Origin of the sequence: Collinsella aerofaciens, from assembly GCF_015670745.1 — a bacterium.
GTDB lineage: Bacteria > Actinomycetota > Coriobacteriia > Coriobacteriales > Coriobacteriaceae > Collinsella > Collinsella aerofaciens_T.
Map to the genome: position 1 here is coordinate 14,622 of NZ_JADPCH010000015.1, position 12,648 is coordinate 27,269.

A 12,648-nucleotide genomic window follows, 5' to 3' on the forward strand; every position below is an offset into this window, starting at 1 on the left:
AAGAGGAAATCGTGGCAAAGAAAAAGACGAAGAACCAGCCAAAGAAAAAGCAGGTCAACGCCGAGAACGTCATCGGCCTGCACTCCGAGGTCACCGACCAGCCGATCACGCAGACGCTCGAGGTCAACTACATGCCCTACGCCATGAGCGTCAATGTCTCGCGTGCGTTCCCCGAGATTGACGGCTTTAAGCCCTCGCACCGCAAGCTGCTCTACACCATGTACAAGATGGGTCTGCTCAAGGGCGAGCGCCAGAAGAGCGCCAACATCGTGGGCCAGACCATGAAGCTCAACCCACACGGCGACGCCGCGATCTACGAGACGATGGTACGTCTGGCCACCGGCAACGAGGCGTTGCTCGCGCCGTTCGTTGAGTCGAAGGGCAACTTTGGCAAGTACTATTCGAGCGATCTGAGCTACGCCGCCTCGCGTTATACCGAGGCCAAGCTCTCCCCCATCAGCGCCGAGATCTTCAAGGACATCGACAAGGACCCGGTCGACTTCGTCGACAGCTACGACGGCGCCATGAAGGAACCGCGCCTGCTGCCCACCACGTTCCCCAACATCCTCGTCTCGGCCAATAAGGGCATCGGCGTCGCCATGGCTTCTGACATCTGTGGCTTCAACCTCAACGAGGTCTGCACCGCCACGATGCACTACCTCAAGGATCCCGACTGCGACCTGCTTGAGTATATGCCCACGCCCGACTTCTCGACCGGCGGCGAGATCATCTACCGCCGCGAGGAGATGGAAAAGATTATCGAGACCGGCCTTGGCAGCTTCCAGATCCGCTCCCGCTGGCGCTGGATTCCCGAAGAGCGCATCATCGAGGTCTACGAGATCCCCTACACCACCAAGACCGATGTCATCATCGAGCGCATCGTCAAGCTCTCCAAAGAGGGCAAGGTCAAGGAGATCGCTGACATCCGCGACGAGACCGACCTCTCGGGCCTGCGCATCGCCATCGACCTTAAGCGCGGCGTCGACCCCGACAAGCTCATGGCCAAGCTCTATCGCTCGACCACGCTGCAGGATTCGTTCTCATGCAACTTCAACGTGCTCGTCGATGGTTATCCTCGCGTTATGGGCGTGCGCCAGATCTTGCACGAGTGGGTCAAGTGGCGTATTGAGTCCACGCGTCGCCGCATTAACTTTGACCTGGGCAAAAAGTCCGAGCGCCTGCACCTGCTGCACGGCCTCGAGGCGATCTTGCTCGACATCGACAAGGCTATCGCCATCATCCGTGGCACCAAGCTCGAAGCCGAGGTCGTGCCCAACCTTATGAAGGGTTTCGACATCGACGAGACCCAGGCCGAGTTTGTTGCCGAGCTTAAGCTCCGCAATATCAACGAGGAATACATCCTCAACCGCACCAAGGACATTGCCAAGCTTGAGGGCGAGATTGCCGAGCTTGAGGAGACCCTCTCCAGCGAGGAGAACATCAAGAAGGTCATCAGCGACGAGCTGGCCGCAGTCAACAAGAAGTACGTGATGCCGCGCCGCACGGGCAGGATCGAGCCCCACGAGGTCATCGAGGTAAGCCTGGAGCCCGAGGTCGAGGAGTACCCGGTTACCATCATGCTCTCGCGCGAGGGTTACCTTAAAAAGATGACGGACCGCGTGCTCAAGAAGGCCACCACGCTCAAGTACAAGGATGGCGACAAACCCTTTATCGAGTTCCCGTCCTCCAACACCCACGAGCTGCTGGTCTTTACCAACAAGAGCCAGGTGTACAAATGCAAAGTCGCGGCGTTTGAGGATACCAAGTCGGCCCAGCTGGGCTCGTACCTGCCGACCGATCTTGAGATGGAACCCGACGAGAGCGTCATCTGGGTCATCGACCCCGAGGACTATAAGGCCGACGTGCTGTTTGTCTTTGAGAACGGCCGCGTGGTGCGTGTCGCACTTTCTGGATACGTCACCAAGACCAACCGCAAGCGCCTCAAGAACGCTATCTACGGCGGCAGCAAGCTGCTGTATGCCCAGGTGCTCAAGGAAGACCGCGACATCGCACTGGTCTCGAGCGACTATCGTTTGATGAACTTCAACACGTCGTTGCTCAAGACCAAGACGACTACCAACACGCAGGGCGTCCAGGCCTTTACCGCCAAGAAGGGCCGCTCGGTCACCACCGTCGGCACAACCGAAGAGATCCTTGGCGCCGGCGTCTCGGCCGAGAAGTTCACCGCGCAGAGCCTCCCCTCAGCCGGTGCCCTCATGAAAGAAAACGACATGCCGAGTTTGTTTGATTAGGACGACGGCAGAACCGCCATGGTTTTACAAAGCAGCGGGGCCCGGAGCGCAGCAATATCGCGCCCCGGGCCCCGCTCGTTGCGGAGGTCATCCTCGGAAATGTCGACGATACGGGGGCTTCCCGCACCGTCCTAAGCCGTTAGCAAAACTCGCAAAAGTTAGCAAAAGTTGCAAAAATTAGCAAAACTTGCAAAGGAGCCACCATGGAGTACAGCAAATGGCTCCGCCATGCCAGGCATGCTCGAAGATATTATCGAGCGAACCAAAGAAGCGGCAGATAGCTACCTTTCACAGTCTCACGCGCGCATGAACGGCGTTCAAATTGGTCCAGTGGGCATCGATTGGACATATGTTCAAGAAGCCCAGGGCAACTGGCGCACGTGCATGAATGGCATCTTCAGGCAACTCGAGAAGCATGGCATCGGGCTTCTCTCGAAACGACCTATCGAGAGCTTTCCGATAAAGACATTGAGTTTTTGCTCGCGATGCTGCCCGATTCTGGCCCCAGCAGGATCTCGGAGATAGCCAAACGCATGGGCGTCGCCAGCAACTACGCAAGCCAATACAAACGCCGCCTCCTCGAGGACGGCGTTATCGGGGAACGTGGGCGTGGCCTCGTCGGCTTCGACATCCCCGCGTTCAGAGAATTCTTGAACGAGAAGGCGTTTTAGCACACCGGAATTGTCCGCGGGAGCATCGTTGCATGGCAATCAGCATTCCTCCTGGTAAGGGCAGCAAGCATTTCCGCTAGTGCTGATTGCCATGCGCCCCTCTTGTCCTTAGGCGAGCTTGCGGGCGAGCTCTCGCACCCCTTCCAACTTGGGCGACGATGCCATGCTGTCGCGCTCGGTCATGCCGCTGATGGTGACAATGCCCTGGTCCTCCCACTTGCAGTACGCGCATGTGGCCCTGTACATAGCAATCGCCGCATCATAGACGCCCTCGCTGTGGCTATCGAGCAAAAGGGCCGTCTTGGTGAACGGGAAGCCTGTAGCACCGAAGGCGTACAGGCGGTCGATGGCGGCCTTCTCCTGCGCAGTGATATCAAACCAGTAGATAGGCGAAGCGAAGACAACCATATCGGCGCCTTTCAGCGACTCGATCACGTCGACCATGTCATCCTTCTGCACGCAAGTGCCCTCGTGGGCGAAGCAATACTGACACCCCAGGCAACCACCGATTTTCTTGCTGGCAACACGGACGACCTCGACCGTATTGCCGCCCTCACGCGCGGTCTCGGCAAACGCCTCGACCATGGTGTCGGTATTGGCGCCCCTGCGCGGGCTACCACTCAATACAACGATATTCATAGAAATCTCCCTCCCTCATGCCGCAGGCGCGCGGCACACATTTTGTTGTAACCAAAACGGATGGAGCTATTCAGTCGTCTGCAGGCCACATCACTTGTTCGTGTTCTCTAGACAAGGCGCAAACGGTGCTGCACCCCCCTGTCGCGCTATATCCCTACGCAGTGTTCAGAACCCCTGCTCACCGAGCAGCACCGCGCGAGGTCCAGCACGAGTACGCCTTCCCGGGTACAGGTCTCATGCCCTATGCGGGAGATGAGGACCTTCGGGAACACGTCCCCGATGGGCAGAAGCGACGCGAGCTCCCCCTCAAGCATCAAGTTGATGCTCATATCGCCTCTCACATACGCTCTCCTTCCCGGTTTCGAAACTCGAATTGATTTAAAGTTTCGAAACCGGGAAGGCAATATACAAAAGGATGTGTCGAGGAACGAATCCCAGCCACGTCATGTCGGCAGCGATGAAGGGCGCATCCGCGCGTGCTACAATGCGGGCATCAGAGATGAAAACACAGTCCCCGTCGGGTAGTCGTGGGCGTGCGGGAGTCCGCATCAGTAACCTGCCTCCTTGGTTGTCCCTTCTCTGCATGGTCATCTACATAAAGGAGGAACCAGCCATGCAGATCAGCGTGTCGTCCACCCTGACCGTATATCACGACGGTCAATTCTGGGTCGGGCTGGCGGAGCACGTCGAGGGCGGAAAGTACGGCGTCGCCCGCATCGTCTTCGGCGCGGAGCCGTCCGATGAGGAGATCCTGCGATTCGTTACAAGCGAATGGGAGAAGCTCTCGTTCTTCGGCGACAAGGCCATTGAAACAAACAAGCCCGCGAAGAACCCCAAGCGGCGCGCCCGTGAGGCGGCGAAAGCCCTTAAGCGGCCGGCAGTGAGCACCAAAGCACAACAGGCGCTCGCGGCACAGCGGGAAGCAATGAAGCGGGAGTCGGCTCAAGCAAGAAGCCAGCGTCGCGCGGACGAGACGGAGGTGCGCTTCGAGCAGCGAAAGCTGAAGCGCAAGCAGAAGCATCGTGGGCATTGATCGCCATTTGCAGCAAGGCAAACCATATACAGCAGCGGCGCCAGTTCCACTTGAAGCCGACGCCGCGTAGACGCTGATGGTGACGGCTATGCACGGGCACGGGCGCGCCACCGCACTTCACAGCTTGTTTCTCAAGTATTTGGGACGCACACGCGGCGTTCAAAAATGCGAAGCGACTCCGCATGGCTCGAGACTGAGCCGAGGTGCCCTACTTCTCGCCTTCCAGCAGGCCCACGATGCGATCGATGTCGACGGCAAAGCGGGGCCTTCCCTCGCGCTCATAGAGGTCAAGGTACGCCTGGCACTCGGAGACAATGCGTTTGGTGTTGCCATCGATGATGCGCTGGAGCGTCTCGTAGTAGGCCGAGCCCTCGGTCCTGAAGCGGCGCTGGTAGGCCTTGGTTATGGGGAACATCTTGATGTAGTGGATGCCGTGGCGGCAGCCGGGGCGCGTCGTGGGGCGGGGTGGCAACGCAAAGTACTGGTCTTTGGGCACGTTAGGGGCGATGTTGGAACGCAGCGGCACGGCGAAGTCCCTGCGCTTTCCGCGGAAACGCAGCCTCACCACCACGATGCAGGGGCGATTGTGCTTAAGCATGAGCTCACGGTCGCCATCGACGAGGTCGAAGAAGTCCTGGGAGATGGATACGATCTTCATCGGTTGCGCCCCCTTCATACGAAGCGGGGCCCGCATCGCTGCAGGCCCCTACAGGTGGGCGATATTCTACGCCTTGCGGCACCCCGTCGCCCACGGAGGTTAAACGTACACGTAAGCCGTACTCTGAAAGCCGCGGCTTCCGGCAAGTAGTTTATACCACGAAAGGTCGCTTTCGATGCGCCTAGCTCGCAAAATAACACTCGCTGGGCCGTCACCCCTGGCAGTTACCCTCCAATCTTCATTGGAGTCAGCAGGTCAATTCATATATTCATGGGGTTTATCCTACCGTCGGTGAGCGATTTCGTTAGGGTGTCGAAGCGGTCGAAGATGTCGACGACCTTCTGCTAGGTGCCGATGGATGGGGCGGGAATCTCGACCCTCGATAAGTCCACAGGCGCGGCTTCGATTATCTTTTTCGGTTTAGCGTATTGCTCGTCGGATCATCGTGGTGTGCTCGTAGCCGCGCTCCACGAAGCGCCGCTCGGCAACGTCGAAAAACTTCTCGACCGTCTCCTCCGGGTACTTATTGCGTGCCACGGGCACCTCCGTCCTTATTATCACGATAAACATACCATGAGTGGCGTACAGGTCATGAAGGGCTGGCGCCAAAAGAGCCCAACGGCCGTTACGGCTTCGTTAGAAACGCGCCCCATCATGGATGGTGAACCCGAAAGGTAAGGCGCGCGGGCACGGTGGCTCGGCCCGCGCGCCCGGAAGAGAAAGGATAAACCCATGGGTTACATGCTCGAGACGCGTGGGCTCACCAAGCGCTTCGGCCGCGGCGACCAGGCGCAGGACGCCGTGGCCGACGTGAGCCTTCATATCCGCGAGGGCGAGGTGTACGGGCTGCTCGGCCCCAACGGCGCCGGCAAGTCGACAACGCTCAAGATGATCTGCGGGATGCTGCGGCCGACGGCCGGGGAGATCCTCTTTGCCGGGCACGCCTGGCGCCGCGAGGACCTCTACGCAATCGGCAGCCTCATCGAGGAGGCGCCGCTCTACCCCAACCTCACCGCGCGCGAGAACCTGCGCGTGCGCACCACGCTGCTGGGCCTTCCCGAGAGCCGCATAGATGAGGTGCTCGCCGCCGTGGACCTCGCGGACACCGGGAAGAAGCGCGCCGGGCGCTTCTCAATGGGCATGCGGCAGCGCCTGGGGCTCGCGCTGGCGCTGATCGCCCGGCCACGCCTGCTCGTGCTCGACGAGCCCACCAACGGCCTCGACCCCATCGGCATCGAGGAGCTGCGCGACCAGATCCGCGGCTTCGCGGCGGCGGGCACGACGGTGATCGTCTCGAGCCACATCCTCTCCGAGGTACAGCAGATGGCGGACACCATCGGCATCATCTACGGGGGGCGCCTCGCCTACGAGGATGCGCTTCGACCCGGGCAGGACCTCGAGGAACTCTTCATGAGCGTCTGCCGGGAGGGGCGACGAGCGCGCGGGGAGGTGGCGGCATGACGGGCGAGAAAGGCGGCCTGCTCGCGGGCCTGCGCGCCGAGGCCCTGAAGTCGCGCCACGCGGCACCGGTTCGCCTGGCCGTGCTCATGGCGCTGCCGATGCCGTTGCTCGGCGCGATGCCCTACCGGGGCGTGCAGATCTTCAGCGCGTGGAACTACTGGTACGCGCTCTTCCTGCCCGTGGCTCTCTCGCTCGTGGCGGCTTGCGTCGCGCGGGCGGACGCGCGCACGCGGATGCGGGGGCTTCTAGGCCTGGGCTTCCCGCTCGGGCGCGCCTGGTGGGCCAAGGCGCTCTGGTGCCTCGCGCTTTGCACGCTCTCGAACCTCGTGGTCTTCGGCATCTACCTCGCGGGCTCGGCGTTCTCCTCGCAGGGCCTCACGGCCACGGGCACGCTCACGATGCTCCTCTGCGCGCTCGCCAACACGGTGACCGCGGCGTGGATGATCCCCGCAGGGCTCTTCCTCACGGCGCGGCTCGGCATGCTCGCGGGCATCTTCTGCCCGCTCGCCGTGCAGCTCATGGGTGGGTTCGCCTGGTCGCTGATGCCGCTGCCGCAGCTCTTTCCGCCGTCGGCGAGCATGGTCATCCCCACGAGCTTCATCCCCGTGCTGCCGAGCGGCGAGCCACTCGCGGCGGACATGGCGCTCGGCGGGGCGCTCGCGGCGGACGGCATGCTCACACTGGCAGGCCTTGCGGTCTGCGCGCTCGCGTTCGCCGCGCTCACGGCGGCGGGCGCGGCCTGGTTCGCGCGCTCCGAGGAGAGGTGATGACCGTGACACGACTCTCCGACCCGACGCCACGCATGACTCTCTCGCGGGCCCTGCTCTCCGAGGCCCTGCGCCTGGCGCGCTCCCCGCTCGCAGTGGTGCACCTCGTCTGCGGCCTGGCAGCCGGTCTTGCCTGCGGCGAGTACTTCTCCATAACCCGATGGGACCCGGCGCTGGGCGCGGACGCCTACGCCCAGTTCCTCGGCGCCCTCATGCCGCTCATGTCCGCCATCGTCTGCGGGCTCGCCGTGGACGAGGAGCGCGCTGCCGGGCGCCTCGCCAACCTCACGGCGGTCCCCTCGCGCGGGCGCGCCGTCGCGGCGAAGCTGCTCGCCCTTACGGCGCTCGGCGCGGGCGCGCTGGCCGTGGCGCTCGGCGTGTTCGGGGCCGTGCTCGCCGTCGCCGGGCGCCTGCCGCTCGGGCCCGCTCCGCTTGCGGCCGCCTGGGCGGGCATCGTGCTGGGCAGCCTGCCCCTCTACGCGCTGGGGCTCGGCGTGGCCCTGCGCCTCGGCCGCAACGCCGCCATCGGCGCCGGCGCGGCGGGGATGCTCCTCGCGTTCTTCTCAGTGGGCGGACTTGCGCACGGCCTCATGACCGGCGAGCTCACCGGTGCCCTGGCGACGCCCCTGAGCTGGGTGCCGCTCGCCTGGCCCGCGCGCCTGGGGTCGCTCGGGGTGGAGGCCTTCATCGACGCCGCACGCGCGGCGGCCCCTCTCCTCACGACTGCGATCGCTGGCCTCGTGCTCACCCTGGCAACCGCCGCCGTCCTTATCGCCTGGTTCTGCCGCTTCGAGGACGGGAGGGCAGATGCGTAGGAGTCCGCTCGCCGCCGTGCTCGCCCTCCTCTTCGCAGCGCTCGTCCTGGGCGGGAATGCCCTGCTCGACGCCGGCTGGGGGTCGGCGCTGCGCTCAATCGCCGACCGCGTGCTGCCCAACCCTGAGATCGCCATGTGGGCGCCCGCGGCTGCGCGCGGGGCTCTGGACCGCTGAGTGCGGCGCAAGTACAATGCAACGGAAGTTTCAGGAGGTCGAACATGGCGAGAATACTGGCAGTGGATGACGAGCGGGCGATCCTCGACGCGATCGCGCGCGTCCTCGGCCGCGACGGCCATGAGGTCGTCAAGGCAGCGGACCCGACGGCGGTCCCGGGGATGGACCTCTCGCGCTTCGACCTCGTGCTCTGCGACGTCATGATGCCGGGGCTCGACGGCTTCGAGCTCGTGCGGCAGATCCGCCCAGACTTCGACGGGCCCATCGTCTTCCTGACCGCGCGCGTGGCCGAGGAGGACGCCGTGGCCGGCTACGGCCTGGGCGCCGACGACTACGTCCGCAAGCCCTTCGGAGCCGCGGAGCTGCGTGCCAAGGTCGCGGCCCATCTACGCCGTGAGCGCCGGCCGCGCTCGCACGCCCTCTCCTTCGGGGAGGTGCGGATCGACCTCGGGGCGCACGGCCTCGCCGTGGGTGGCGAGGCCGTGCCGCTCACGCCCACCGAGTACGCCATCTGCGAGTACCTCGCCCGCCACCCCGGGCAGGTCATGAGCCGCGCGCAGATCCGCGAGGCGGTGCTCGGCTGGGAGAGCGACGCCGACGACGCGGCCATATCCATGCAGGTCAGCCGCGCCCGGAGGAAACTCTCCGAGGCCGGCGCCGACCCGATCGCGACCGTCTGGGGGATGGGGTACAAGTGGCAGCTCTGAGGACCGGGGCGCGAGGTCGCGGGGGCATGCCGCTCTCCTTCGTCATCGCGCGCTATTTCGCCTACGCGTTCGCGGCGGTCGCCACGGCGTGGCTCGCCTCGTTCATGGCGCTCTCCGCGGCGATCAACGCGGGCTTCGTCTACGAGGCAAGCTGGGGGCCGGCCAATGCGCGCGAGGTCGCGGAGGGACTGGCACGCGACGGCGTCTGCGGACAGCAGGACGTGCCGACGGCGTACCGCTACCTCATCCTGAATAAGGACGGATACGTGCTGATGACAGACCTCGAGGGCACGCGGCTCGAGGACGCGACGGAAATGGCCTGTGCGGCACTCGCCGCGGATCCGGGCACAGTGGAGATCGAGGGCGGGGGCTCGGGCCTCACCTACGCCGCGTTCCCGCTCAAGGGCGGCGGGGCCTGCGCACTCGTCAGCGAGTACCTACCGCAGTGGGTCTCGCGCGACCTCGCCGGCCTGCTTCCCAACCCGCAGAACCTCATGCTCGTCGGCGCCGCTGCGGGAAGCGCGCTCGCGCTCGCGCTCGTGGCGCGCCGTGCGAGCCGCGTGATCTCGCGCAAGATGGCGCCGCTCGCGGAGGCGGCGGGGCGCGTCGGCGCGGGGGAGCTCGACTTCGCGGTCGGCAGCACCAACGTGCGCGAGGTGAACGACGTCCTCGCAGCGATGGACGCCATGCGGGCCTCCCTCGCCGAGTCGCTCGAGGCCCGCTGGGCCGCGGAGCGGGGGCAGCGCGAGCAGATGGCGTCGCTCGCCCACGACCTCAAGACGCCGCTCACCGTGCTGCGCGCCAACGCCGACTTCGTGGCGGAGGAGCTGGAAGACGAGAAAGACGCCGACCTCGCGGCCGCCGCGCGCGACATAGCCGGCAGTGTCGAAAGGCTCGACGGCTACGTGCGCCTGCTCATCGAGGCCTCGCGCGGGTCCGGCGGGGCGGAGAGGGCCCCCATGCGGCCGGCCAAGCTCTGCGAGCAGGTCCTCGCCGAGGCCGCCCAGATCGCCCGGGCGCGAGGCGTGACGCTCGACGCGGCCACGGGCCCTGCTGTCGCGGGCGCGCCCGAGGCCCCGCTCGACCGAACCGCCCTGGCGCGAGCCGCCGCGAACCTCGTGGCCAACGCCGCCGAGCACGCGCGCTCGCGCGTGGCGGTCTCCTGCGACGTCGAGGGCGGCCACCTCGTCATCGAGGTGGCCGACGACGGACCGGGCTTCTCTCCCGCCGCCCTCGAACGCGGCTGCGAGCGCCTCTTCACAGACGACTCCTCCCGCTCCTCGCGCGACGGAGGCCGCCACTACGGGCTCGGCCTCCATGCCGCCTCCGAGGCCGCGAGCGCCCACGGGGGCTCCGTCTCGCTCGCCAACAGTCCCTCGGGCGGCGCGGTGGCCACCATCGCGGTCCCCCTGTGCGGGGCATGACGACTCAGGCCCCGCACACCGGCGTGGCTCGCAATCAAACGCTTCCCGGATAATAATGCCCGTTGCAGGGATCGCCCTGGCTAGTCGCCGCCCATATGCATGAGCATGTCGGCGATGCGAGTCGCCATCTCGTCCGCCGCTGCACGGATGTTGGCGACCCAGGACGCAAGGCCGGCCTGATCGGATGCCTCCGCCTCAAGCACGTCGCAAATGACGGCCGCGACCGCCCCGGGAGCCGCCCGCGGCCGGGCACGCGAGGGAGCCTCGAGACGAAAGGAGCTCGAGGACGACCATGACCAAGAGCATTAACAGGAGCCAGGTGAGGCTCATCGCATCGACCAACGCGATATTCGGCGCCGACGAGGCGTGCGCGATGCCGCGCATCAGCCGCGACGCCATGTACCGGCTCGCCCCCCCCTTGATCTTACCGTCAGAGCATGCTATAAGGTTGTTGGTGGCTCATTAAGCTACCTCCAAGTGCCGGGGGAGTCCCCCGGCTATTTTTTTATCCATTCCATTAGGAGTCCCCATTGGCCAAGGAGCTCAGCATCTTCGTCGACGAGAGCGGCGACCGCGGCGGCAAAGCTCGCTACTACCCGCTCGTACTCGCCTTTCACGACCATGCAGGCAGCATCGCCGAGGCGGTCACGGGCTATGAGGCCAAGCTTGTCAGGGCCGATCTCCCTAACATTCCGTTTCACTCCGAGCCTCTCATGAACGGGCACAAGGACTATGAGTTTCTTGACATCGAGCAGCGCAAGGTTATGCTCGCCCGTTTCTCCTCGTTCGTCCGCAAACTTCCCATTTCCTACATCACGTTCGTCTACCACCGCAGCCAGTTCGAAGACCCGGCAAGGCTAATGGAACGTATGGGGCGCGATATCTCCTCTGCCATGATTGAACACCTGGGCTTCTTTCAATCCTTCGACGATGTGAAGGTTTACTACGACAACGGTCAGGACATTGTCAAACAGGCGCTTGACCGCTCGGTGGGCAAGGTCCTCTCAAAAGGGGTCGTCCGACGCCGCAAGACCTCGATGACCGATTACCGCCTCGAGCAAGTGGCGGATTACCTCTGCACCATCGAACTTGCCTTGGTCAAGTACGAGGCCAAGGAGAACGGTGAGACGTACAACAAGTTCTTCGGAGGTATAGGTTCTTTCAAGAGGAACTGGTTCAAGCAAGCCCGCAGCAAGCGGATATAGGTGGTTCCGCAGTCTCGCGGGGAGCGGTCGTCTCTCCTCCGGCTAGGGCCCCAAGCGACACGCTTCGAGCAGCGATAGCGAAACGCAAGCAACGGCGTCGCGGGCGCCTCGTGCGCCATAGTGTCCATGTGGTCATCTCCTATCGTCTCAGCGTGGTAGCTGAAGATTCTAGGCGCTGGCCACACCCCTTTTCCGGGGCGCCAACACCAACGTTTAGCACACAAGGAGTTTGACGAGATGGCTCAGCGAGTATTGAATCTATCCGCCCATGCAGCCACGTCGAATAACTCCAGATTGGGGTAACTGACCGTTTCGCCCGTTTCTTTAAGACAGGCCTCCGCGGCGTTGCACATCGAGCTCGCGAGCGACGCCGCATCAACGCGGAACGTCACGCTCTTAGTCGCACGCATCCCGCTCTTGGGCGACGGCCAGGAAGAGCAGAGGGCGTTACACCCGTGGAGGACAAGCTCGAACTTGTAGTCGTAGTCGAAGCTCTCGTCTTTCTCGGGAGCATCGACCGACACATCGTAGTCGCCTGAATGCAACAGGGAGCACCGGAGCTTCCAGCACATCTTCCCATTAAAGATTTGACCTGGAATCGTTTCACCTTCGTTCGAGGGGTCTCCCGAAAACAGGAAGTCGTTTGCCGCCCAGTCATCAAACCACTTCACATACTGCCGCCCCGCCGCTCTTTTCCCGTTATGAAGGACGAGATTGGGATAAAGAAGCTGCCCCATGGCGTCGGGAATGGTAAGGGAAGACATAAGGGCTGGGATAAGGCAGTCTTTCTCAACCGCATTTCTAATCGATTCGACGAGTAGCTTCATTTCGATGCCTCAAA

General features: G+C 63.7%; 15 protein-coding genes. 11 read left to right on the top strand and 4 right to left on the bottom strand.

All coding sequences use genetic code 11. The features are described from left to right. Positions 1-11: 11 nt before the first annotated feature. Together I4W07_RS06470 and I4W07_RS06475 are read left to right on the top strand one after the other, a co-directional pair. Positions 12-2,252 carry a DNA gyrase subunit A gene (locus I4W07_RS06470; protein WP_196026011.1) on the top strand — a complete coding sequence of 747 codons (2,241 nt, stop codon included), beginning with the start codon at positions 12-14 and terminating at the stop codon, positions 2,250-2,252. A gap of 380 nt (positions 2,253-2,632) precedes the next feature. Beyond that, positions 2,633-2,923 (top strand): hypothetical protein, encoded by a 291-nt coding sequence (locus I4W07_RS06475; protein WP_147330594.1) that lies wholly within the window; start codon positions 2,633-2,635, stop codon positions 2,921-2,923. A gap of 108 nt (positions 2,924-3,031) precedes the next feature. On the opposite strand, the gene I4W07_RS06480 is transcribed toward I4W07_RS06475, so the two are convergent. Continuing rightward, a complete protein-coding gene (locus I4W07_RS06480) occupies positions 3,032-3,562 on the bottom strand; it encodes a flavodoxin family protein (protein ID WP_195233028.1) in 531 nt (176 codons plus the stop codon). A gap of 613 nt (positions 3,563-4,175) precedes the next feature. Between I4W07_RS06480 and I4W07_RS06485 the strand changes: the two genes are divergently transcribed. After that, on the top strand, positions 4,176-4,595 hold the full coding sequence (locus I4W07_RS06485) for a YjdF family protein (RefSeq protein ID WP_196026012.1): 420 nt from the start codon (positions 4,176-4,178) through the stop codon (positions 4,593-4,595). A 208-nt stretch (positions 4,596-4,803) separates the two neighbouring features. On the opposite strand, the gene I4W07_RS06490 is transcribed toward I4W07_RS06485, so the two are convergent. Further along, a complete protein-coding gene (locus I4W07_RS06490) occupies positions 4,804-5,253 on the bottom strand; it encodes a hypothetical protein (RefSeq protein WP_196026013.1) in 450 nt (149 codons plus the stop codon). A gap of 732 nt (positions 5,254-5,985) precedes the next feature. On the opposite strand from I4W07_RS06490, the gene I4W07_RS06495 reads away from it, so the two are divergent. The 6 genes from I4W07_RS06495 to I4W07_RS06520 are packed head-to-tail and all read left to right on the top strand — an operon-like array spanning position 5,986 to position 10,602. Then, on the top strand, positions 5,986-6,714 hold the full coding sequence (locus I4W07_RS06495) for a lantibiotic protection ABC transporter ATP-binding protein (RefSeq protein WP_138374932.1): 729 nt from the start codon (positions 5,986-5,988) through the stop codon (positions 6,712-6,714). Continuing rightward, the gene (locus I4W07_RS06500) at positions 6,711-7,481 is read left to right on the top strand and encodes an ABC-2 family transporter permease (RefSeq protein ID WP_196026014.1); all 771 of its coding nucleotides are present in this window, start codon (positions 6,711-6,713) and stop codon (positions 7,479-7,481) included. Before I4W07_RS06495 ends, I4W07_RS06500 begins: the two co-directional genes overlap by 4 nt. Continuing rightward, positions 7,481-8,296, top strand: a complete 816-nt coding sequence (locus I4W07_RS06505; RefSeq protein ID WP_196026015.1) for an ABC-2 family transporter permease — start codon at positions 7,481-7,483, stop codon at positions 8,294-8,296. The genes I4W07_RS06500 and I4W07_RS06505 overlap by 1 nt, the downstream gene beginning before the upstream one ends. Beyond that, positions 8,289-8,471: a hypothetical protein gene (locus I4W07_RS06510; protein WP_196026016.1), complete on the top strand. Its 183-nt coding sequence runs from the start codon at positions 8,289-8,291 to the stop codon at positions 8,469-8,471. Before I4W07_RS06505 ends, I4W07_RS06510 begins: the two co-directional genes overlap by 8 nt. Before the next feature lie 44 nt (positions 8,472-8,515). Then, positions 8,516-9,178 carry a response regulator transcription factor gene (locus I4W07_RS06515; protein ID WP_196026017.1) on the top strand — a complete coding sequence of 221 codons (663 nt, stop codon included), beginning with the start codon at positions 8,516-8,518 and terminating at the stop codon, positions 9,176-9,178. Between the two features lie 26 nt (positions 9,179-9,204). Continuing rightward, positions 9,205-10,602: a sensor histidine kinase gene (locus I4W07_RS06520; protein ID WP_196026018.1), complete on the top strand. Its 1,398-nt coding sequence runs from the start codon at positions 9,205-9,207 to the stop codon at positions 10,600-10,602. Positions 10,603-10,682: 80 nt separating this feature from the next. Here the strand turns inward: I4W07_RS06520 and I4W07_RS09255 are convergent, their stop codons facing one another. Next, positions 10,683-10,805: a hypothetical protein gene (locus tag I4W07_RS09255; protein ID WP_268865717.1), complete on the bottom strand. Its 123-nt coding sequence runs from the start codon at positions 10,803-10,805 to the stop codon at positions 10,683-10,685. An 89-nt stretch (positions 10,806-10,894) separates the two neighbouring features. On the opposite strand from I4W07_RS09255, the gene I4W07_RS06525 reads away from it, so the two are divergent. After that, on the top strand, positions 10,895-11,068 hold the full coding sequence (locus tag I4W07_RS06525; RefSeq protein ID WP_230317525.1) for a hypothetical protein: 174 nt from the start codon (positions 10,895-10,897) through the stop codon (positions 11,066-11,068). A 64-nt stretch (positions 11,069-11,132) separates the two neighbouring features. Then, a complete protein-coding gene (locus I4W07_RS06530; RefSeq protein WP_196026019.1) occupies positions 11,133-11,807 on the top strand; it encodes a DUF3800 domain-containing protein in 675 nt (224 codons plus the stop codon). Between the two features lie 242 nt (positions 11,808-12,049). On the opposite strand, the gene I4W07_RS06535 is transcribed toward I4W07_RS06530, so the two are convergent. Next, positions 12,050-12,634, bottom strand: coding sequence for a hypothetical protein (locus tag I4W07_RS06535; RefSeq protein WP_196026020.1), 585 nt, complete (start codon positions 12,632-12,634; stop codon positions 12,050-12,052). Between the last annotated feature and the right edge of the window lie 14 nt (positions 12,635-12,648).